The sequence below is a fragment of the Sinanaerobacter sp. ZZT-01 genome (assembly GCF_035621135.1).
Taxonomy (GTDB): domain Bacteria; phylum Bacillota; class Clostridia; order Peptostreptococcales; family Anaerovoracaceae; genus IOR16.
Genome location: NZ_CP141728.1, coordinates 2,820,173 through 2,842,050, shown reverse-complemented (window position 1 = coordinate 2,842,050; position 21,878 = coordinate 2,820,173). Strand labels below are relative to the sequence as shown.

15 protein-coding genes are annotated in these 21,878 nt (G+C 38.2%); 1 reads left to right on the top strand and 14 read right to left on the bottom strand.

The window, feature by feature from the left end:
- Positions 1-14: 14 nt before the first annotated feature.
- Genes U5921_RS13760 through U5921_RS13740 form a run of 5 tightly spaced genes read right to left on the bottom strand, consistent with a single transcriptional unit; the run spans position 15 to position 4,714 of the window.
- Positions 15-731 carry a TIGR03936 family radical SAM-associated protein gene (locus tag U5921_RS13760; RefSeq protein ID WP_324824030.1) on the bottom strand — a complete coding sequence of 239 codons (717 nt, stop codon included), beginning with the start codon at positions 729-731 and terminating at the stop codon, positions 15-17.
- Complete coding sequence (locus U5921_RS13755) at positions 728-2,578, bottom strand: TIGR03960 family B12-binding radical SAM protein (RefSeq protein ID WP_324824029.1); 1,851 nt, start codon at positions 2,576-2,578, stop codon at positions 728-730. The genes U5921_RS13760 and U5921_RS13755 overlap by 4 nt, the downstream gene beginning before the upstream one ends.
- Positions 2,575-3,459 carry a site-2 protease family protein gene (locus tag U5921_RS13750; RefSeq protein ID WP_324824028.1) on the bottom strand — a complete coding sequence of 295 codons (885 nt, stop codon included), beginning with the start codon at positions 3,457-3,459 and terminating at the stop codon, positions 2,575-2,577. Before U5921_RS13750 ends, U5921_RS13755 begins: the two co-directional genes overlap by 4 nt.
- A gap of 8 nt (positions 3,460-3,467) precedes the next feature.
- Positions 3,468-4,133, bottom strand: coding sequence for a M23 family metallopeptidase (locus U5921_RS13745; RefSeq protein ID WP_324824027.1), 666 nt, complete (start codon positions 4,131-4,133; stop codon positions 3,468-3,470).
- A 56-nt stretch (positions 4,134-4,189) separates the two neighbouring features.
- The gene (locus U5921_RS13740; RefSeq protein WP_324824026.1) at positions 4,190-4,714 is read right to left on the bottom strand and encodes an HD domain-containing protein; all 525 of its coding nucleotides are present in this window, start codon (positions 4,712-4,714) and stop codon (positions 4,190-4,192) included.
- Between the two features lie 224 nt (positions 4,715-4,938).
- On the opposite strand from U5921_RS13740, the gene U5921_RS13735 reads away from it, so the two are divergent.
- Positions 4,939-5,703, top strand: coding sequence for a S24/S26 family peptidase (locus U5921_RS13735; RefSeq protein ID WP_324824025.1), 765 nt, complete (start codon positions 4,939-4,941; stop codon positions 5,701-5,703).
- Positions 5,704-5,820: 117 nt separating this feature from the next.
- Here the strand turns inward: U5921_RS13735 and U5921_RS13730 are convergent, their stop codons facing one another.
- The 9 genes from U5921_RS13730 to U5921_RS13690 all read right to left on the bottom strand — a co-directional run bounded on the left by U5921_RS13730 (position 5,821) and on the right by U5921_RS13690 (position 21,645).
- Positions 5,821-11,586 (bottom strand): S8 family serine peptidase, encoded by a 5,766-nt coding sequence (locus U5921_RS13730; RefSeq protein WP_324824024.1) that lies wholly within the window; start codon positions 11,584-11,586, stop codon positions 5,821-5,823.
- A 562-nt stretch (positions 11,587-12,148) separates the two neighbouring features.
- Positions 12,149-13,432 carry a GTPase ObgE gene (gene obgE, locus U5921_RS13725; RefSeq protein WP_324824023.1) on the bottom strand — a complete coding sequence of 428 codons (1,284 nt, stop codon included), beginning with the start codon at positions 13,430-13,432 and terminating at the stop codon, positions 12,149-12,151.
- Between the two features lie 79 nt (positions 13,433-13,511).
- Positions 13,512-13,772 (bottom strand): 50S ribosomal protein L27, encoded by a 261-nt coding sequence (rpmA, locus tag U5921_RS13720; protein WP_324824022.1) that lies wholly within the window; start codon positions 13,770-13,772, stop codon positions 13,512-13,514.
- A gap of 36 nt (positions 13,773-13,808) precedes the next feature.
- On the bottom strand, positions 13,809-14,312 hold the full coding sequence (gene rplU / locus U5921_RS13715) for a 50S ribosomal protein L21 (protein ID WP_324824021.1): 504 nt from the start codon (positions 14,310-14,312) through the stop codon (positions 13,809-13,811).
- A 158-nt stretch (positions 14,313-14,470) separates the two neighbouring features.
- Positions 14,471-15,478: a recombinase RecA gene (gene recA, locus U5921_RS13710; protein WP_417765060.1), complete on the bottom strand. Its 1,008-nt coding sequence runs from the start codon at positions 15,476-15,478 to the stop codon at positions 14,471-14,473.
- A 291-nt stretch (positions 15,479-15,769) separates the two neighbouring features.
- On the bottom strand, positions 15,770-17,002 hold the full coding sequence (locus U5921_RS13705; protein ID WP_324824019.1) for a competence/damage-inducible protein A: 1,233 nt from the start codon (positions 17,000-17,002) through the stop codon (positions 15,770-15,772).
- Positions 17,003-17,198: 196 nt separating this feature from the next.
- The gene (gene pgsA / locus U5921_RS13700; protein ID WP_324824018.1) at positions 17,199-17,729 is read right to left on the bottom strand and encodes a CDP-diacylglycerol--glycerol-3-phosphate 3-phosphatidyltransferase; all 531 of its coding nucleotides are present in this window, start codon (positions 17,727-17,729) and stop codon (positions 17,199-17,201) included.
- Positions 17,726-19,048: a 30S ribosomal protein S12 methylthiotransferase RimO gene (gene rimO, locus U5921_RS13695; RefSeq protein WP_324824017.1), complete on the bottom strand. Its 1,323-nt coding sequence runs from the start codon at positions 19,046-19,048 to the stop codon at positions 17,726-17,728. Before rimO ends, pgsA begins: the two co-directional genes overlap by 4 nt.
- Complete coding sequence (locus tag U5921_RS13690) at positions 19,045-21,645, bottom strand: FtsK/SpoIIIE family DNA translocase (RefSeq protein WP_324824016.1); 2,601 nt, start codon at positions 21,643-21,645, stop codon at positions 19,045-19,047. The genes rimO and U5921_RS13690 overlap by 4 nt, the downstream gene beginning before the upstream one ends.
- Positions 21,646-21,878: the final 233 nt, after the last annotated feature.

Genomic DNA, 21,878 nt, shown 5'->3' with positions numbered 1-21,878 from the left:
TATTTTACATTTTATTAAAGAGCTTCTTTGTCCATTTCTATAATAGGCGTTAATCTTTCATCTTTTATATAAAAGATCTCTTTCCTTTCTATAGAAACCTCTTCTTTTTCAAAAGGATGACCAAGAAAGTCAAAGAAACTTTGTAACAGCTTTTCAGGGTTTAAATTAGAGATACTTCCAGCATCAATCATAGCATTTAACATAATATGATTATTGTTAATATCAACTTGCTGAACGGATAATTTGCGAATCATAGATTTAATATCTTGTTCCACGTATTTTTTACTTTTCTTCTGCTTTTTTAAAATCATAATCTTATCTTGTTTTAAGAAAGCTTCTATTTTTTCACTCCAGTCGCAGGTGTCATCCATTTGAAATCGCAGTTCATAGCACGCACACTCCACCATAGCTGCAAGTGTTTTTTTCGACTGCGGAATAAGACGACACGCAAGAATTTCGATCCCATGCGGGGTAGCCTCATTTAATTTCTGCATAATATGATTTGTTTTTTCCTCTGTAATGGTCTCAAATTCCAGATACTCAGCAACGCTTGTATATCCTAATGAAAGCGGTTGTACAAAACTCATTTTAGGATGCGGATTGAATCCTTGTGAATGCTGGAGCTTAATGCCTATACGTTTAAAACTCCTTTTAAATAAACGTAAGAGGTCTAAATGGGATATATACTTCATGTATCCCTGCTTATGAAATTTCAATACATACCGACTCATAATGTCCCCTCCTGTCTGCATTCCACATATTGATTGATGCCACAGCCCTCGCAGCCATGTCTGCAATCCTGCGTTTGCTCACACTGGTTGGCTTTCTTCCATTCTGAAAGTAAAAATTCTTTTGAAACGCCACAGTCAATATGTCCCCAAGGAGCATTGTCCTCCGGGTTTCCAGCCTTAAAGGCATAGGAATTATCATCAATACCAGTTTCTTGAAATGCTTGAATCCACTTTTCATATTGAAAGTGTTCTCTCCAGCCGTCAAATTTACAACCCAAAGACCACGCCCGAATTAAGGTCTCACATACTCGTCGGTCCCCTCTGGCAAAAACGGCTTCCATATGACTGGTCTGTGTTCCATGATAATTAAAACTCACACCTTTAATTTTTTTGATTTTTTCACGCAGATAGCGATGCTTTTCCTCAAAGCTCTCCATGGTATCCTGCGCACACCATTGGAAAGGAGTATGCGCTTTCGGAACAAAATTAGATACGCTCACCGTAACGTTAAAGCGTCCACGCTTGTTTCCATTTACCCGATATGCAATATCCATAATATTTTTCGCAATCTCTGCAATTCCATCTAAGTCTTCATAAGTTTCAGTTGGAAGCCCAACCATAAAGTAAAGCTTAACGCTTGTCCACCCCAATGAAATCGCCTGCTCCATACTGCTGTAAATATCTTTATCCGTTATACATTTATTAATTACATCGCGAAGTCTCTGCGTACCTGCTTCTGGTGCAAAAGTAAGCCCGGTTTTCTTATATCCTTGTATTTGCTCTAAAACATTAAAAGAGAAGGAATCCAAACGTAGTGATGGCAAAGATAAAGATACGTTATTTTCTCTACACATCCCCATTAAATCCGTAACCAATGGCTCAATTTCAGAATAATCACTGGTGGATAGTGAAAGAATAGACATCTCTTCATAACCAGTCGAAGTAATTTGATTTTTTGCAATCTCTGTAATCCGATTCCGCGAACGCTCACGCACCGGACGATAAATCATCCCAGCCTGACAAAAACGGCATCCTCTTGTACATCCTCTAAAAATTTCAACAACGGCACGGTCGTGAACGACCTCAATTAAAGGAACGATTTTGCTGTTTGGAAAATCAACACCATCCAAATCTTCAACAATATTCTTTTCTATTTTATCCGGAGCTTTATTGAAAATTTTCTCCATAGACTGGAATGTTCCATTCTCATTGTATATTGGTTGATAAAAGGCAGGAACATATACACCCTTAAGCTGGCTGATCTCTTCTAAGAATTCCCGTTTGCTGCCATTTCTCGCCTTCCATTGCTGATGAATTTTGCAAATATCTATTAATATTTCTTCGCCATCGCCGAGCATAAAAAAGTCGATAATTTCCGCTAATGGTTCTGGATTAAATGCACAGGGACCTCCTGCGGCAATCAACGGATCTGATTCACTCCGTTCTTGGCTCTTAAATGGAATTCCCGCCAAGTCCAGCATATTAATGATATTGGTAAAGGAAAGCTCATATTGAAGCGTGAATCCTAAAATGTCCATTTCTTTTACGGGTGTCTTAGTTTCTAATGTAAATAAGGGGAGGTTTTCTTCTCTCATCAGCTCTTCCATGTCAAGGCCAGGCGCAAAGATACGCTCACAAAATACGGAATCAAAATGATTTAATATGTGATAGATTATTTGAAGCCCCAGATAAGACATGCCAATTTCATAGGTATCCGGAAATGCAAATCCAAATCTCGTTTTTACACCGCCTAAGTCCTTATTTACTGAGTGTAATTCTCCGCCAATGTAACGAGCAGGTTTTTCCACTTTCATCAGCAGCTTATCCAGTTGTTCTGTTAAAGTCATTGATTGTTCTCCATTCTTTTATTTTTCTTTTGCTTCCAAATTAATAACTTATGAAAATCCGCATAGATTCCACAGTCGTAAATCCCTGATAAAACTTCTTCTTCATTTAGCTGACCTTTATAGTTTCCTTTACGATTAACAATAGTAAACATGCGGGCTTCATAAGGGCGATATGCCTGCAATATCTTCATTGCCTGTATATGCTGGTTGCACACAACCATTCTAGGCTTAAAATTCTGCCTTCGATCTTCAATCCGTTTTGTCAATTTGTAGAAGAGAAAACGATTGTCTTCTCTTGAAACGATAGCTAAGTTGACAGCTAAAGCGCAAATCAGCAAATTCATCAAATTATATTGTACCAAGTAAACTCCTAAAAAGAAAAGGAAAACTGAAAATATCTTTGAAAAAATTTCAGAGAATCGGTCTGCCTTCCCATATCCAAAAAAATATGTAAGGTATAATCCAATTATCTTTCCGCCATCTAAGGGATAAAATGGCATTAAATTAAAAATTCCTAAGATTATATTACATAAAATTAGTTCATTAACCCAACTTCCAGAATAGAAAAAAGAAAAGGCATAGAAAATTGACGCAACCAATATATTAAATGCCGGTCCCGCTAAATGAATCCACAATTCATGTAATGGCTTAATTGCTGTTTCTGACAAATAAAGAACACCACCAAATAACCCTGCTGATATTTTTTGAGGATGATACCCCAAAGCACGAGCAACCGTCCCATGTGCAAGCTCGTGAAACAAAGAAAAAAAAGCAGAGGAAAAGGCAATTAAAAAATTTCCTGTAAAAGTAACTAGAATAATCAACAGAAAAAAAGTAAAGTGGATTTCTGTTTTAATTCCTCTAAGATAAATATGAATCATATGAGAACCTAAAATGAGATATAATCAGCGGGGTTTGCAATTTCTTGATCAACCCATAGTTGAAAAGAAAGATAATTTCCGGTATCCGCAGATACAGAGGCTATGAGCTGTCCCCGTTTTACTTTTTGCAATGGCTTTACATAAACTTGCGTACAGCCTTCATATCTAGAGTCTATTTGATCCCCGTGGCTGATTTGCAAAGTTGTTCCTCTTTCCGCATTTTCCTGTACTTCTGCAACCGTTCCTCCGGCTACTGCATAAACTTGAAGTTCACGATCAGAGGAAAATTTCATTCCTCGTTCAAACCCGTTTGTTTCGGTTCCGAAATACGCCTTTTTTTCTCCAAAGGTAGAAATAATCGCTTCTTCATCAGCGGGAGGAACAAAGCTAATCGTTTTTTCGCTTTCTTTCAATTTTTCATTTACTTTTTTAGGTAACTCTATTGCATTGGAAAAAACCGCTTTTCCTGAGTCTATTAACTCAATACTAGTGTAATCCTTTTCAATATACGTCTGGAATGTCTGCATCGTTTCATTCAATAAGGCTAAATCTAATTTTTTTATTAAAATAACTAAAAGTAAGATCAGAATAGAAATAAGAATTTGCTTTAAAAGAGTCTGCATCCAAGTCCTTTTTTCACGTTTTAAACCCCATCGGTCATATCGCTGCATCATAAAATCACCCCTTCGTCCCTATGTTAAAACATATGACAAAGTAAGCAATGACATTCCTATTTCATAATTTCAAACAAACTTCTTCCAAGCAGCGTTTCAACATATTTCAGAAAGAGCTTCGTTTGCGAAAAACTTTTTCGAATCCGCTCTTCCGCACTCTTATCCTCTCTAGATTTGTTTATAATATAATCCATTCTTAAATCTAAGCCGACAAACTTGTCTTCCAAAACCATTCGATCTGCCAGACACAACACATCTAGTTCTGTGATGTTTCTTTTTTCACCATTGATTCGATAAGACATATGCACCAAAATCAAATCCGCAATATCATCATACCCTAGATCATAGGCAATCTGCGCCCCTTTTTCCCAATGCAGCTCTTCGACTCTTTTAATATCATGCAGCCATCCTGCACTCTGCACTAAAGGTACATTTAATGGAACACCACATTCTGACAATGCTTCAGCAAGAATGGTCGCCACACGTGAAACCTCTTTGCAATGTCCAATTACATGTTTGGGTGTATTATGTTTTAACCATAATTTTTCACATTCTTCTATTGTAGGATATTTTTTCATCATATTTCCCATCTTTAATATCACTTTCTCACTACAGCAATACGTTCCTTAATATTGTTTTATTATAAATAGGAATTTACCCCCTGTCAAACATCCATAACCGTATATTGTATATAATTTTAGGAAAAGAGATTTGTTTCGGCAACATCTAGTAAACAAATTGACATTATGTGACACTTAATGATATAGTTAATTATCTACTGAACTGAAAAACAGGAGGAAGCTTCATGAATTATGCGAAAATGCTTGAACAAATTATAGAAAAAAGCGAATTATCCTTACGCCAAATCTCAAAACGGTGTGCCGACTTAAATTTAACAATAACTCCTTCATATATATCCCAATTAAAAAATGCTAAATTACCTCCTCCATCTGAAGAAGTTTCACTTATCTTAGCAAAAGTATGTGGTTCAAAAGAGCAGTCCCAGCTTGTTTTTCAAGGCTATATGGAAAAAGCACCAGAACTGGTAAGAGAATACATGCTGGCCTCTTCTACTTTAAATAAAATCATGCTGGAAAGTCTATGCCGTGCAGACAATAATGGAGAGTTGTCATCTGAATTTCGAAAACACATTGAAAAGTTAGATGTCCTTTCTACTTTAGAAATTTCATCAAAATACATAAGTCTGGATGACACTTCAAAAGCTGGTGAACTTTTGAAAGAAATATCCTTATCCAGCGGATGCGTTACAAAATCTGATACAAATGGCGAGCTCTTGAATGTATTTTTAGGAGATACGTCTATGTCACCCACCATTCCAAACCATTCCTATTTGTATATTTTACCAACAAGAACATCCCTATTAAAGGATAGAGATATTATTGCATTTTATCCAGTTGGGCGTAAGATTCCAACGCTCCGCCGTCTTTTTCATGTGAAAGACAAGCTACTTTTAATTCCAGACGAGCGGTCACATGAAATTTATTCTTATGATGCCATTCATGAGGTTGATTATATTGGTAAAGTTGTCTCTTATAAAGTAGACTTATAATTTCTAAACTATGGCTTTAAACGCAACCTCTTTATATAACAATAGCAAAAATATCCGCAAGAAAAATCCTGCGGATATTTTTATATTTTTATAGTTTTCTGTATTTCGTATCCTAATTTAATTCAATGCAACGTCTACAAAATTCTTGACTATTGTTGCTACTTCAGCTCTAGTAACATTTCCAGCTGGATCAAAATCTCCATCTGTTTTTCCATGAATAATACGATAGCTTTGCATATTATTGACGGATTCTACAGCCCAGCTGCTGATTTGACTGTAATCCGAAAATCCATTATTCTTTGTTTTGTCAAATTCAAAGCTTTTATATTTAATATAACGATCTAAAAGTACTGCACTTTCTTCTCTTGTAATTTTCTTTTCCGGAGCAAAATTCCCATCGCCCGTACCATCTACAAGTCCCTTTTCTGCTGCCCATGCAATTGCCTGAGCATACCAAGCATCTGTAGATACATCAGCAAATGCTGTACTATTATATCCTTTGATATCTGCCTTTTCCATGTTTGCCAATATCATTGCAAACATACCTCGAGTCATTCCTCCATTTGGATCAAAAGAATCTGCTCCGACACCTCCGAAAATACCCCGGTCTGCTACAAAGCTTATATTATCTTTTCCCCAATGTTCCGATATATCAGCAAAGGTTTTTCCGCCAGAAATTACTTTGAATTTTCCGCTTCCATAGCTGAATAATGTGACAGCTTTTCCCACTTGCTTACTGAAAGTCAGCACATTCCCATTCTCATCTGCAATTAAGGAATTGGAAGAAATACCATCAAGCGTTAATTTGATTGGATTTTTCATGGACTCAACCGCTACATTTTTTCCATTTTTTTCAAAATAAACTTGATCCTTATTGATTGTAACTGTTAGGTCTTCTCCATATTTTTCTTTTAACTCAGATAGAAACGCCCTGGAAAGTTCCGCTTTATTAGATTTAGTTTGGGTTATCAGTCCCGTCTGCCCTGCTAGCTTTGAAAGTGGCAAACTTACCTCTACTTTTTCTGCCTGTATCGCCTTAATTTCCATCATACCATTTTGAATATATTGCGCAACATTATTTTGAGTCAATCCAACCGTTGCAACATTATTCTCAACTTTTACGATATCACTTGTCTTTCCGTTGATCGTCGCTCTTGAGGAAGTATCTGATGTGGGAGTCGACCTACCGCTACGGCCAGAGCTTCCTGAACTGTTAGAGCCTCCTTCAGAAACTTTTCTTACTGTTATATTGGAATCTGCATGATATTCTGTACCGTCTACCGGGTTTGTAAATGTCGCTGTGATCTTGGCTGTTCCTGCAGAAACCGCCGTGACTGCTCCACTTTCAGAAACAGTTGCCACCGCTGCATTTGAAGTTTTAAAACCTGCGCCGGATGTCACATCAATAGACCGATTCGATTCTTCATAAAGTTTTACAATAAGTGATGCACTTTGCCCTTCTTTTAATACCAATGTTTCTGGCGAAATGATAATCCCATTATAAGTGGTGGTTTCTACTGCTGTGACAACACTGCGGATCATAATTGCACCGCTTACACTCGGTTCTCGCCATGCTCCTCCGCTTAAAAGGTAAGAATTCTTACTGTTAGGGCTTGTTCCATCTATACCAATTCTCGGCGCCGCTGTCTTGTCACCTATCTGCGTATATGCCACATAAAAACTTTCGTCCACAATGAGTGGTTCTGCCAAAGAAATTTCCGTCCAGTCATCAGCAGCTGTAACTTCTGCGGTGAAAGGACCGGCAAGGATTTCCCCTGCATAACCATCTGTTCCGCTATCTCCGTAAATTGTATACATAAATTTTTTCCCAACCGGATTTTGCTCTGTGTTTTCTGCATCTCCATCTGTAAAGAACATTTTAATGGCATCAATTTTGACCATTTTGCTCGGCGTCATTTTTACACCGTAAACTCCGCCATCACTTTTAAATCCGCTCTTAGTCGTCACCGTACCACTGTCATAAAAGAGTTCATACTTCTCACCCTCTGAAAGTGAAGAAAGTGTAAGCGTACCGAGATCTGCCTGTTCTCCTTCTACAATTTCAATCGTTCTTTCGATTGGTGCATAACCAGGTGCCGTTACTTTCACAGCATAATTCCCTTCATATAATCCATCAATGCGAGTTGCACCAAATTCATCCGTCACTCCTCTAAAAATACCAGAAGCGCCGACTGCAGTCACCTTTGCATTTGCGATCTTATTTCCCGCAAGATTTTTCACAGTTAAGATCAGTGTGCTCTCTTCCAATGTGTTAAATTCAACATTTACAATCACATTTTCGTCTTTTGAAATCGTTACTGGAATTTCCTGCTCTTTATACCCGTTCGCTTCAAATACAAGGGTGTAATTTCCGGCCGGGTGATTAAAACTGTAAGCACCACTTCCGATTTCACTTTTTATGCCAACTCCACTCTCCTTAACTGTGATATTTGCAGAAATTGGCAAATGGCCGCCGCCAATCCCTTCTTCTGTTTTTACAAATTCTCCGTTTGTATTAGCGACAACATCCGATAAGTCAAACGAAGTTAGTTCATTGCTCGTTTTTGTGCTCCCACCAATGTCTGGAGCTCCACCGGTAATTTCAATATCGTCAATATACCAGCCGCCACAACCCGGTCCCGAATCTTCATCTCCAGTTTCAAGAACAAAGCGTATTTTAAAGTTCTCAGTTAAATATTTTTTTGGAATATCTTGAGAATCCAAATACCAATTTTCACGCACTCTTGAGTTTTTCATACTTTTTTCATTGAATATAAAAATTTGTTCCCAGTTCTCTCCGTTGTCTGCACTGTAATAAACATAGCCGATGTCATCCTTATAAGGTCCATACCCATAATCATCATAGCCTTTTCTTCCAAAACTGTTAAACCAGTTTTGATAATAAAGCCTTGCACTCGTTTGGCTGCTTAAATCAATTGCTGGTGATTCAAGTGTATATTTTTTATCCACTTTTCTATATTCATTCAATTCTGTTCCCCACACATTCGGGCTATCTGGATTTTTTCCAAGAGAAGTACTTTCTTTCGGCATATTGTGATTTTTATACTCACTAAAATCTATGGTTCCTCTTGTAAAAGAAGCATCGTCTTCACTTTCTGCTTCTGAAACCCAACCTTGATCGTCTTCTTCAAAATCGTACTTTATAATTGTTTCTCCTTCTGTAAATGTATGAGAAAAAACTTGTGTCGGTCCGCTTTCATTCTCGCCAATACGGCTGACTGCATAATAATAGTAAGTTCCTGCCTGAGGAAGGGGAACATCCTTAAGCGTAACGGTAGTATATGCTATTTCTGAAACATCAACAGTTGAAATGAGTTCATACGGACCAGCCTGTGAGGTTGAGCGATACATCGCATAGCTGGAAATCCGTGCATCGTCGATTTTATTAAATGTGATTAACGCCGTCGTGCGATCTTTCAATTTAAAATTCAAATACTGATATGGAGTTGCCGGAATTTCTTCTGACGGCTCGACAACCTGCAGGTCATCAATATACCACCCCAACTCACTCTGATCGGAAAAGCTACCATAACGAAGCCCAAACATAACGACAATTTTTTTCCCCTTATAAGGAGTCAAATCGATGTATTCAAAATCCCATTTATCATTGTGACTTTTATAAATACGTGCTAAGTTAAAATCTATGTCAGAAGGATCGGTACTCCCGCTTGGTAATTCTCCAATCCACACTTCAGCCGTGTCATTAAAGACACCATAAAAGTCTCCTAAGTCATACCAATGATTGAATCTTAAAGCTGCACCGTCTCTATCAGATAAGTCAATCACCGGCATTACCATAATGGAATCCACTAAACCCTCATATGATCCATCTAAATTGGTAGCCACTACTTTTTCTCCAGATGCTGCGCTTTCCACTCCTGTGGTCGGTACTCCCCACTCCCACATCGGAGTTGTTCCTCCAAACTCAAATCCGTCAATATTGTCTTCAAAATCCTGTAAGTATCCTACTTTTACTCCACTTGATACTACAACTGGATATACATCTGTTTTCGCTGTATTTCCTTCCGTATCCGATGCGCTTATATAATATTCAACACCATTCAAATCCATCATCGTCACAGGAATCATCACTTGGTAAGTTCCATCTTTTTTATTTCCAGCAGAAAGCTTCATTTCTAACTTGGAATACTCTGTTTCGGTTCCGCTTTTCCTGATAAAGAAGTCTACGGAATCCACACCAATGTTGTCTGATACTTGTGCTTCTATCGTTGTATCATAAACATTATATAAATTTTTAACCGGAACATGGCTGACGATCGGAATAGCTGAATCTTCACCTCGAACAGTTGTCGTACCACTTACAGTACCGATCCCTGCTCCACTCGGTTCTGCCATTTTAACAGCTCGATATGCATTAATTTGTCCACGCCCATATGCATTATTCGGTGAGTTTACATACTTTTCATCAGTCAATGGTGTTGCGGTTTCCTGTAAAATTGTTTCTACTTGTTCAACGCTGAGACTCGGATTCGCATTCAAAACCAGTGCAGCAACGCCTGCTACATGAGGACTTGCCATTGATGTTCCATTTAGAAGTCCATATTTCCCTCCAGGAAGAGAAGACCGGATATTGACTCCGGGTGCCGAGACTTCAGGCTTTATTTCTCCATAAGAAGAAGGACCTAATAAAGAAAAGTAAGCAATTTTGTTTGAACGATCCAGTGCTCCAACTGCAATTGCTTCTGGATAGCACGCAGGTGAGGTTACAGATCCTGCACCACCGAGATTCGAATAGCTCGTATTACCTGCTGAAAAAACGGGAACAATTCCAGCTTTGCGCCATGCTTGTACAACATCTCTAAAGAATTCATCATTTGTATCTCCCCCCCAAGAATTGTTGATTACATCAGGTGCCATTTCTGCGTGTGGCTTTCCAGCCTCATCAGTTGGTGCAATCAGCCATTCTCCGGCACGCATAATTGTACTTGACGTCGTTTCTCCCTCATCATCGAATACGCGTGCAGCGATCCACTTTGCGTCTGGAGCAACACCTATTTTATTCGTTCCATTTTCCAGCTCACCAACCATTGTGCCCATAACATGTGTACCATGTCCGTCTCCATCTGTCGGCACACTTGTCTGATTTACCGAATCAAACCAACTGTATTCGGTCAAGTCCGAGTCATTTCCACGCCAACTTTCACTTAATGCGGGATGGGTATAGTCGACACCTGAGTCCATATTTGCAACCACAATTCCGTTTCCGGTATAGCCTTCATCCCATGCCTGCTCTGCATTGATATTCGAAAGGTTCCAGGGGATTCCCATGCTATCTTCCAAGGCTTGCATCGAAATATCCGCTTCTTCCGGTATAATATAGTTAAGGGTATACGTTTGATCTTGTACAACTTTTTCTACGTCTGTACGTTTTGCAATTTCTTGCATGACTTCTTCTGTACTGCAAACAGAAATTGCATTCACTATATAAAAAGATTCATACGAACGTATGGTTCCAATCTCTTTTTGTCTTTCAATATAAGTAAGCAAACTGTCTTGCGTTTCTTCTGCTGTATCGATTAGCTCATTTAATACATAATTGTGTATGCGAATCTTAGCCTTCTGTGGGGTATCTTTTGCAAACAAAGAAATTCCAGCCGCCTTTTCAGATGCTGTTTGCAGATCTCCCTGCTCTTTCAATTTTATAATGTAATTTACATATGTTTCATCGGTGAATTTCTGCACGACATTTTCATCAATCTTTTCCCCAAGTGAAACAGAATTTATCTGTCCCTCCTCATAGGCAAATGCTGCGTTTCCGAAAGGAAGCACAAACATAAAAGCAAGCATAAAAGCAAGCATCGATGCACTAATCCTTTTTAGCCTTCTCTTCCTTAGCTTCATATTTTTCTCCTTGTTTTGTACAATTTAATTGGCTATACAATACAGTTATCCCCATGCATCTCTCATTTCTCCTAGTAATAATTATCTTATTACTAACTGTTCAGCACTTTAAATTAAGCAATCCCTCTGTTTAATTTAGCTGGAATCATAAATTTAAAAGCCTTTAGTTCACCCATATTTTTCCTTTATGAACGTGCATGGTACTAAAAAATAATATCGATGCACGATTGTTAGCAGCTGCTAACTAAGAATCTACCATTTAATTAAAACCTTGTCAACAAAATTTTCTAAACTGATTTACGCAAATTTTTATAAAAAGTAGTAAATCTTATAAGCGTAGCCCTAATATATAGAGAAAAAAGAAAAATATTAAAAATATTTCTTCCGTAATACAAAGCCTTTATTTATAGATTAATTATTATCTATACTTTACATAAAAAAACCAAAGCATGTTAAGTATGCTTTGGTTTTTTACTTTAAAATTCATCCTATGCAGCCTAGTGTCTCAATTTATTGCGAAACACTTTTAGCGGCTTTATTATATTTATGAATCACTCTCTTATTACTCATCAATATATTCAAATTCATAATCAATGATTCGAATCACATCTCCATCCTGCAATCCCATTTCCTTTAGTCGTTCAATTGCACCTTTTTTTTCTACATATTTGTACAGATACCGGAGTGAACCTGCATCATTAAAATTCGTAGAATTAAAGATTTTTTCTAACTGTTTTCCGGTAAGAATATATGCGGAGTCCTCTTTGGTGATATAAATTTCGCGATAATCCTCATCCTCGGCGTCTCTTTCAAAGTCAAAATATTCATAAGGCAGTTCTTCTTCCGGCTGTTCCCTTAATAGCTCCAGCTCCTTAAGCACTGCGGTCAAAAGCTCTGTAACACCTTCGTTAATCGGAGCGCAGATCGGAAACACCTGATACCCTTTTTCCAAAATATAATCAGCGAATTCTTGATATCTTTCTTCCGATGCCATGTCCATTTTATTGGCGGCAACCAGCTGCACCTTCGATGGCAGCTTCTTTCCATAGGAAGCCAGTTCTTGATTGATTTTTTCAAAATCTTCTATAGGGTTGCGCCCTTCGGAACCGGAAACATCTACAACGTGAATTAGCATCTTGGTACGTTCGATATGCTTTAAAAAATCTAAGCCTAGCCCAGCGCCGGTATGTGCTCCTTCAATCAGCCCAGGAATATCAGCCATAACAAAACTGGTATCATAGATTTGTACTACACCTAGATTCGGAGTAATCGTGGTAAAATGATAGTTGGCAATCTTTGGTGATGCACTCGTACTAACCGACAGTAAGGTTGATTTTCCTACGTTTGGGAATCCGATCAATCCAACATCTGCAATCAGTTTTAATACCAATGTTATTTTTCGTTCTTGCGCAAAGCCTCCAGCTTCTGCAAAGTTCGGTGCTTGACGTACTGAATTTTTAAAATTCACATTTCCTTTACCGCCTTTACCTCCTTTAGCCGCAACAAAAGAATCTCCATTGTGCACCAAATCTTTCATGACTAAATTACTTGCATCATCAATAATAACAGTTCCAGGCGGTACTTTGATAATGAGATTTTCTCCCTGCTTGCCAAATTGCTTTTTTTTACGGCCATCTTCTCCATTTTGTGCCTCATATTTTCTTTTATAACGAAAATCCATTAAGGTTCTTAAATTATTATCTGCCTGGATGATGATATCACCACCCCTACCGCCGTCTCCTCCGTCCGGACCGCCTTGCGGTACAAATGGCTCTCTTCGAAAAGATACCGCACCATTTCCACCTTTTCCGGATTTTATAATTATTTGGGCTCTATCTACAAACATGGGCCACCTCAATTCTAAAATTCTCTTTTTTGTCAAATTTCGTCAAAAAAGCCCCTATAAACTATAGGGGCTTCATTTTTTAAGCTTCTTTTGGATAAACACTTACTTGCTTTCTAGTTTTGTCATATCTTTCGAATTTAACAACACCAGACTCTTTTGCAAATAAAGTATCATCTCCACCAATGCCTACATTATTTCCGGGATGAAATTTAGTCCCTCTCTGTCGAACCAAAATGCTGCCAGCATTAACATACTGACCGTCTGCTCTTTTGACACCTAATCGTTTCGACTCACTATCTCGACCGTTCTTGGAACTGCCGACTCCCTTTTTACTTGCCATAGATCAGACACCTCCTTACTATTTCTAAATAAGAAATTATTTGATTGCTGCTTCAATGGTTGAGATTAACTCTGCATTTGTTGCTTTTTCGTTAATTTCAATATCCATTTCTTTAGCATATGCGATAAGTTCTGCTTTTTTCATGGACTTCAAAGAAGTCTTTGACGGTTTACCTTCCGCAGCTTCTGCTGTTTTTTCAACCTTATCTGCTACTTTTTCAGATTTGCCATTAACAGAAACCTCATCAATCTTAATCATCGTGTAAGGCTGTCTGTGCCCTTGCTTCTTTCTGAAATCCTTCTTGGCTTTGTACTTATAGATGATAACCTTTTTCCCTTTACCGTTTTCAACTACGGTTCCGGAAACTTTTACTGCATCTACAACTGGTGTGCCAATTTCAAGATTCGTTCCATCGCTTGCAAGTAGAATGCGGTCAAAATCAATTTTCTCACCTGCTTCTACATCCAATTTTTCAACGGAAATCACATCACCAGGCTGCACTCTGTACTGCTTACCACCTGTTTCAATTACTGCATACATTTTCTATACCTCCTCTATCCAGTCTCGCCATCCTAGGTAAAACTTACGCTTTTTCAACAACCTATTCTGAGCGGCTTACAGTCAATTATATTATCATATAAGACATGCAGTGTCAATTGTTTTTCTTTAAAAAGCAACGTTTTTCAAATGAAATAAAATTATTTTTCGATTACAACTCCGTCCTCATCAACAACCAAATTTTCTGAATCCGCCTCCGGTTTTAAAGTTTCCTTGAGGCGACGTTCCAATTCGTCCATAATTTCAGCATGCTCGACTAAATAATTTTTTACATTTTCCCTTCCTTGACCAATCCGATTGCCGTCAAAGCTATACCAAGCTCCTGCTTTTTCTACAATCTTTGCTTCTACTGCACAATCCAGCAGATCACCCTGTCTTGAAATACCTTGGCCATACATAATATCAAATTCGGCCAGTTTAAAAGGAGGAGCCACTTTATTTTTTACTATCTTTACACGGGTACGATTTCCTAATATCTGATCTCCCGATTTTATGCTTTCAATCCGCCTTACATCCAAACGCATCGAAGAATAAAACTTTAAGGCACGTCCACCGGTTGTAACCTCAGGATTTCCAAACATAATGCCTACTTTCTCACGAAGCTGGTTGATAAAAATAACAGCAGCATTGGATTTATTAATCGCCCCTGTAAGTTTACGGAGAGCTTGTGACATTAATCGTGCTTGAAGTCCAACATGGCTATCACCCATATCCCCTTGAATTTCTGCTTTTGGGACAAGGGCTGCAACGGAGTCTACAACCACCACATCAATTGCATTGCTACGAACAAGCATTTCACAGATTTCGAGAGCCTGTTCTCCGGTATCAGGCTGCGATACTAATAAGTCATCAATATCAACGCCTAAATTACCTGCATATTCCGGATCTAAAGCATGCTCTGCATCAATAAATGCAGCCTTTCCACCTGCTTTTTGTGCTTCTGCAATGATATGTAAAGTCAATGTTGTTTTTCCTGAAGATTCCGGTCCATATATCTCGGTAACTCTTCCCTTCGGGATGCCTCCGATCCCCGTAGCAATGTCTAAGCTAACCGCTCCTGTAGAAATTGCGCCGACATTCAGCTTCATGGAATCGTCTCCAAGCTTCATAATCGCACCTTTTCCAAATTGTTTTTGTATCTGCAGCATTGCTGCTTCTAATGCTTTTTCCTTATCGTCCTTATTAACCGCCACAATCATATCCTCCATTCCACTTCCGAATGCACGTTTATTTTTATCTATTTCTTGATTCGTATTCCTTCAGTTGTATTTTATAGCAACTTAGTAATTGCAAATAGGCTACAAGAACATTTGTTCTTACTTAACAATATAAATTATTCTTAAAAAAAGGTCAAGCTATTTTTGAAATTCTAATAGTCCTATTTATATATTCCAAAATATACCATATTATATTTATCTTGTCAATTTTTTATATGATACCTATAAGATTGTCTTATAAATAAGAAACAACATATGCAAGAGTGCATAGTTACGATTCCAAATTCGATCTGAATTTCCCGTACGAAGTTCTTTACAAATCGTTTTTTCACCATATCTAACACAGAGGTAAATCAATCCGACCGGTTTATCTTCTGTTGCACCAGTTGGGCCTGCAATACCTGTAACAGCTATACAAAGCTCTGATCCTGAAATCTTTTGTAGTCCCTCTGCCATTTCAATAGCTGTCTGTTCGCTCACAGCACCAAACCGCTCTAATGTAACTTCTTTTACTCCCAATTCTTCTATTTTTGCACGATTGCTGTAAGTAACAATACCCCGGTCAAACACCTCGGAAATTCCAGCCATATTAGTAATTGTCTCAGCGAACAATCCTCCGGTACAAGATTCTGCGCAGGAAAGTGTAATGTTTTTTTTCAACAGCAACTTCCCGACCACCTCATATAGTTCCTCACCGTTCTCACTGTAAATGTAATCTCCAACTATTTCTTTTACTCTTTCTACCATCTCTTTTACTGCTGCTTCTGCTTCCTCTTCAGTTTCTCTTTTTGAAGCAATCCGAAGTTTTACTTCGCCTTGTTTTGCATAGGTTGCTAAGGTCGGGTCTGTTTGCCTGTCAATCAATTCAAGCAATGCAGTTTCAAGTGAAGATTCACCAATCCCGAATAATCGTAACATTTGGTATGAAAGAAATCCATTCCGATCCTTATTTAAATATGGTTTTACTTGATTCAGAAACATTGGCTGCATTTCCTTAGGCGGCCCTGGCATACAAATAACGATTTTTTTTCCTTCTGTCAATGCAAACCCAGGTGCCGTTCCAAAATGATTTTCAAAGATAACGGCTCTTGATGGAAAATAAGCCTGCTTGCGATTATTTTCTGTCATATTCCAATTACGTCTTTTAAATTGCGCCTCTAAAGCTTTTAAAATTGCTTTGTCTAAGCAGAGTTCATCATGAAGTACCTCTGCTACAATTTCTTTCGTCATGTCGTCTTGCGTTGGTCCTAAACCTCCGGTAGTCAAAATCAGATCACAATTTTTTAAGGCATCCTTTATCGTCTCACTCAAACGTTTCGGATTGTCTCCTACTGTATAGTGATACAGAATATCAATTCCCAAATCATTCAGCTGCTGAGATAAATATTTCGTGTTTGTATTTAAAATTTCCCCAAACAAAAGCTCTGTACCCACACTTAAAATAGCTGCTTTCATATTATCTTATCACTCCGTTTCTTTGCCTCTATCTCTTTTCTTATAAATTTGTATGAACAAAAAGTGGCTGCTTGCCCTTCTTTATCGGCGAGAAATCGTCCCTCTGCACCCTTCTTTTTTTATAAGATAGGAACATATTTCTCATGTTATAAAAAAGGATTGCTAAAAAGAGATTTCTTCAGCAATTCCTAATGTTTTATGCAGTAAAAATATTTTTATTTTTTACAATGTATTCGATGCCGGAATAAATTGTCATGAAAACTGCGGCCCATAGTACAATGCTATCTACTCTTACGGTTGTAAATAATCGGAACGGGTAGTTTTGCAGTAAAAGAAAAACAATAGCCAGCATTTGTAAAATCGTTTTTAACTTTCCCGAATTAGCAGCTGCAATAACGATTCCATCTCCTGCTGCTACCGCACGCAAACTTGTGATTGCAAATTCTCTTGCCAAAATCACAATCAGCATCCAGCTTGCAACCTGCCCCAACTCTACTAAACATGAAAGTGCAGAGACAACAAGAAGCTTGTCCGCTAATGGGTCCATAATCTTTCCAAAGTTTGTAACTAAATTATATTTCCTCGCAATATGCCCATCCAAAGCATCTGTCAAAGAAGCTATAATAAATATTCCGCAAGCAATAAAAGAATAACCCATCATTAATGTTACAATAAACACAGGGATTAATATTACTCTTAACATCGTTAACTTATTAGGTAAATTCATTTTTCTTCCTCCACTTCTCCAATCAGATCATAATCAAAAGCATCTGTAATTTTTACATTTACAAAAGTGCCTATATCACACGCCCTCGTCGAAGTGAAAATGACTTCATTATCAATTTCCGGTGCATCGTAAATACTTCTTCCCGTATAACTTCCGTCATCTTCCCTGCGTTCTACCAAAACTTCTAATGTTTCTCCGATATGCTTTTGATTGCATTCCAAAGAGATTTCTCTCTGAATAGACATAATCCAGTCTTTTCTCTTTAATTTTACATCTTCACGAACCTGACCCTTCAAAAGAGCCGCAGCGGTTCCTTCTTCCTTTGAATATGAAAAAACACCCAAGCGTTCAAACCGCATTTCTTCTACAAATGCAACCAGTTCTTCAAACTCTTCTTGTCTTTCACCCGGGAACCCAGTAATCATCGTCGTCCGAATATGGATATCCGGCATTGCCTCTCGAAGGCGTTTGATTGTGTTGGTAATCGAATCCCTAGTAGAATGACGATTCATGCTCTTTAATATGACATCGCTTCCGTGTTGAATCGGAATATCGATATAATGGCATATCTTTTTTTGTTCAGCCATAATAGAAATCAATTCGTCTGTAATCCGGTCTTCATAACAATACATGAGGCGAATCCAATGCAGAGGTTCAATTTCACAAAGAGACCGGAGCAGCTCAGCCAAACAGTATTCTCCATATAAATCTTTTCCGTATGCAGTCACATCTTGTGCGATCAAAATAAGCTCCTTGCATCCGTTTTCGGCAAGTTCCTTTGCTTCAGCTAAAATGTCCTCTTTCTTTCTGCTCCGATATTTCCCACGTATAGAAGGAATAATGCAATACGTGCATATATTATCACACCCTTCCGCAATTTTTAAATAAGCACTGTATGACGGTTTTGACTGTTTGCGCTTTCCAAGCTCCATATAAACCTTTTCGTACGTATTTATATATTTATCTCTTCTCCCATTTTTATGCTCTTCTAAAATGCGAGGCAGATTTTTATAATCATTGACTCCTAAAAAAATATCTACTTCCGGCATCTGTTCATACAGCTCTTCACCATATCTTTGGCTCAAGCATCCGGACATAATTAAAATTCCGCCATTCTTTTTATATTCGGCCATGTCAAAAATCCGATTAATGGATTCTTCTTTTGCATCGTTTATAAAGCCGCACGTATTAACCATGATAACTTCTGCCTGCGTCGGCGAAGCCACGATCTCATGGCCTGCGCGCTCCAAAATTCCTGCTGCACTTTCCGAATCGGCTGTATTTTTTTCACATCCGAGTGTTTCTATAAAAATTCTCAATCCGTTGTCCCATTCCCTTCTTCACTCTTTTCATTTAATCCCAATAATTCATCCAAAGTCATTAATACCTTACGAGGACGGCTGCCGTCAGCAGGGCCGATAATTCCTCTAGCTTCCATTGAATCAACTAATCTGGCAGCACGGTTATATCCGATTCGGAATCGTCGCTGCAGCATAGATACGGAAGCTTGTTCTGCACGAACAACTGTTTCTATTGCATCAGGCAGTAATTCATCTTCATCCTCTTCACGTGACTCAGATTTCACCCGTTCAATGCTATGCAGCACATCTGCAGCATATTGAGGCTCTTCTTCGCCTTGTTTTAAAAATTCAATAACATTATGTACCTCACTATCTGAAATAAAACATCCCTGCACTCGAACTGGTTTTGACATACCAATTGGACTAAATAGCATGTCTCCTTTTCCAACCAATTTTTCGGCTCCTCCCATGTCTAAAATCGTCCGCGAGTCAAATTGCGAAGATACTGCAAATGCAATACGGGACGGGATATTCGCCTTGATAACTCCAGTGATGATATCTACTGATGGACGCTGTGTTGCGACAATCAGATGCATACCAGCAGCTCTTGCCATTTGTGCTAAACGGCATATTGCTTCTTCTACCTGAGATGGTGCTGCCATCATCAAGTCAGCCAACTCATCAATAATAATTACAATTTGCGGTAAAATGCGATCTTCTTCTTCTTTCGCCTTTACACTTTTATTGAAGGATTCCAAATCACGAACCCCTTCTTCTGCAAATTTTTTATAACGGTCGGTCATCTCAGCCACTGCCCAATTTAACGCAGCAGCCGCTTTGCTAGGTTCCGTAACCACCGGAATTAAAAGATGAGGGATCCCGTTATAATTACTTAATTCCACAACCTTTGGATCAATCAGCACAAATTTAACTTCATCCGGTTTAGCCTTATATAAAATACTTACAATTAAACTATTAATGCAAACACTCTTTCCAGATCCGGTCGACCCCGCAATCAACATATGAGGCATGCCTTTTAGGTCCGCTACAATTGACTTTCCTGCAATGTCCTTTCCTACTGTAAAGGTTATTTTGGATTTTGCTTTTTTAAATTCACCAGACTCAATAATTTCCCGAATAGAAACCATATTTACCCGATCATTTTCCACTTCAATGCCTACAGCCGCTTTACCCGGAATTGGCGCTTCCATACGAATGCTCTTTGCTTCTAAGTTCAACGCAATATCATCTGCTAATCGCACGATACTGCTCACCTTTACACCAGTATTCGGCTGGATTTCATAACGTGTTACCGCTGGACCTTTCGTCACTTGCAAAACCTTTGCATTCACTCCGAAATTATGTAGGGTTTCTTCCAGCTTCACAGCTTTTGCCTGCAATGCTACTTTTTCACCCACGTTTTTGTCTGCTGAAACCTTATTCAATAAATCAATTGGCGGCTGCTTATAAGCAATCGGCTTTGTGGATGGTACGGACGAAGGAATGGATATAGGAGATTCTTGTTCTTCTTTTTCTTTAAACGGAGGAACATAGTTTCCTTTTGATGGTCCTTCCATAATTTCACTTTTCACTTTTGACGGTGTCATATCGCTTGCGTCTGAAGTGACATCCTCCACTTCTTCCAAGCCCTTCCCCGCTTCTTGAAGCCTAGGTTCCTCAATACCACTCTCAAAGGCAGAAGACTCTCCCTTTTCAAAAAGTCCGTCATCTTTCATATAATCAATGATCTTCATTTGTCCAGTCGACATCCGCGTGGGTACAGGAGATGAAGATTCCAAATCATTAGTTGCTGAGGCATCTTGTAAGTCATCACTTGTTTTAATTGGAATGGCCTCTGTCCGAGACACCTCTCTCTTATTTTTCAATGTATCTGATACTTTTTTTGAAAAAGAAGACAGGCTTCCTACCCCTGCAACCGCAACTGCATCTTCTTCCTCTTGATTGACCTCTTCTTCCGCTTCTTTCTCCTCTTCACGCTGCTTAACCACTGCTTGATGTTTTAGTTTTAACTCGTCCAAATAATGAGATACCGGCGTATCTAAAACGAGTAAAATACAGATTGCAATTCCAACAACAGAAAAAATATACAAGCCGGTTTTTCCAATTAATGTAATCAAGAAAAATCCTAAAACCATGCCGAATAGACCGCCGCTTTCATTTCCGGCATCAAAAACAGTCTTTAAATAGGTAATATTAAGAGCTTCGGATGCATCTTTACTTAAATGAAAAGATGCGTTTAATATGGTTAACAATAATAATATTAAGGAAACGCATACGGTAGATCTCTTGCTTATATGTGCCGTATTCTTTGTAAAAAGCAAGAGTGCATATAAAATTAAATAGTATGGTAATATAAATGCGACACTACCCATAAAGCCAATTAAAAAAATCTTGATAGCATGTCCAAATTGCCCCGCTGCTTCTGTTTGCAGCGACACAACAAGAAATGCACCGACTGCCATAAAAAGAATGGACCAAATCTCGTCACGTAATCGTTTTTTCGCAGCAAGTTTTTCTATTTCCGCTTTGCTTCTCCCTCTTTTTTTATTTTTGCTTCCAGGCGGTCTTCCCGCCTTTTTCTTTTGCTCTGTCATGAATAATCCCCTCTAACATTATAATTTTTTACAAAATGCAGAAATTAAGTTAATCAGAATTATAATAAACGGTTTTTTTGTCGAAAATTACTCTTATTTAGTAATTATTAAGACAATTTACCTTTTTTATCGTAATTACATTACTAACTTAATATTATACCATAAAACATTCTTTCTTTTAACAAAAATAACTATTGTTGCTTAAAAAGTCATTAACATTCACTGCGAAATAA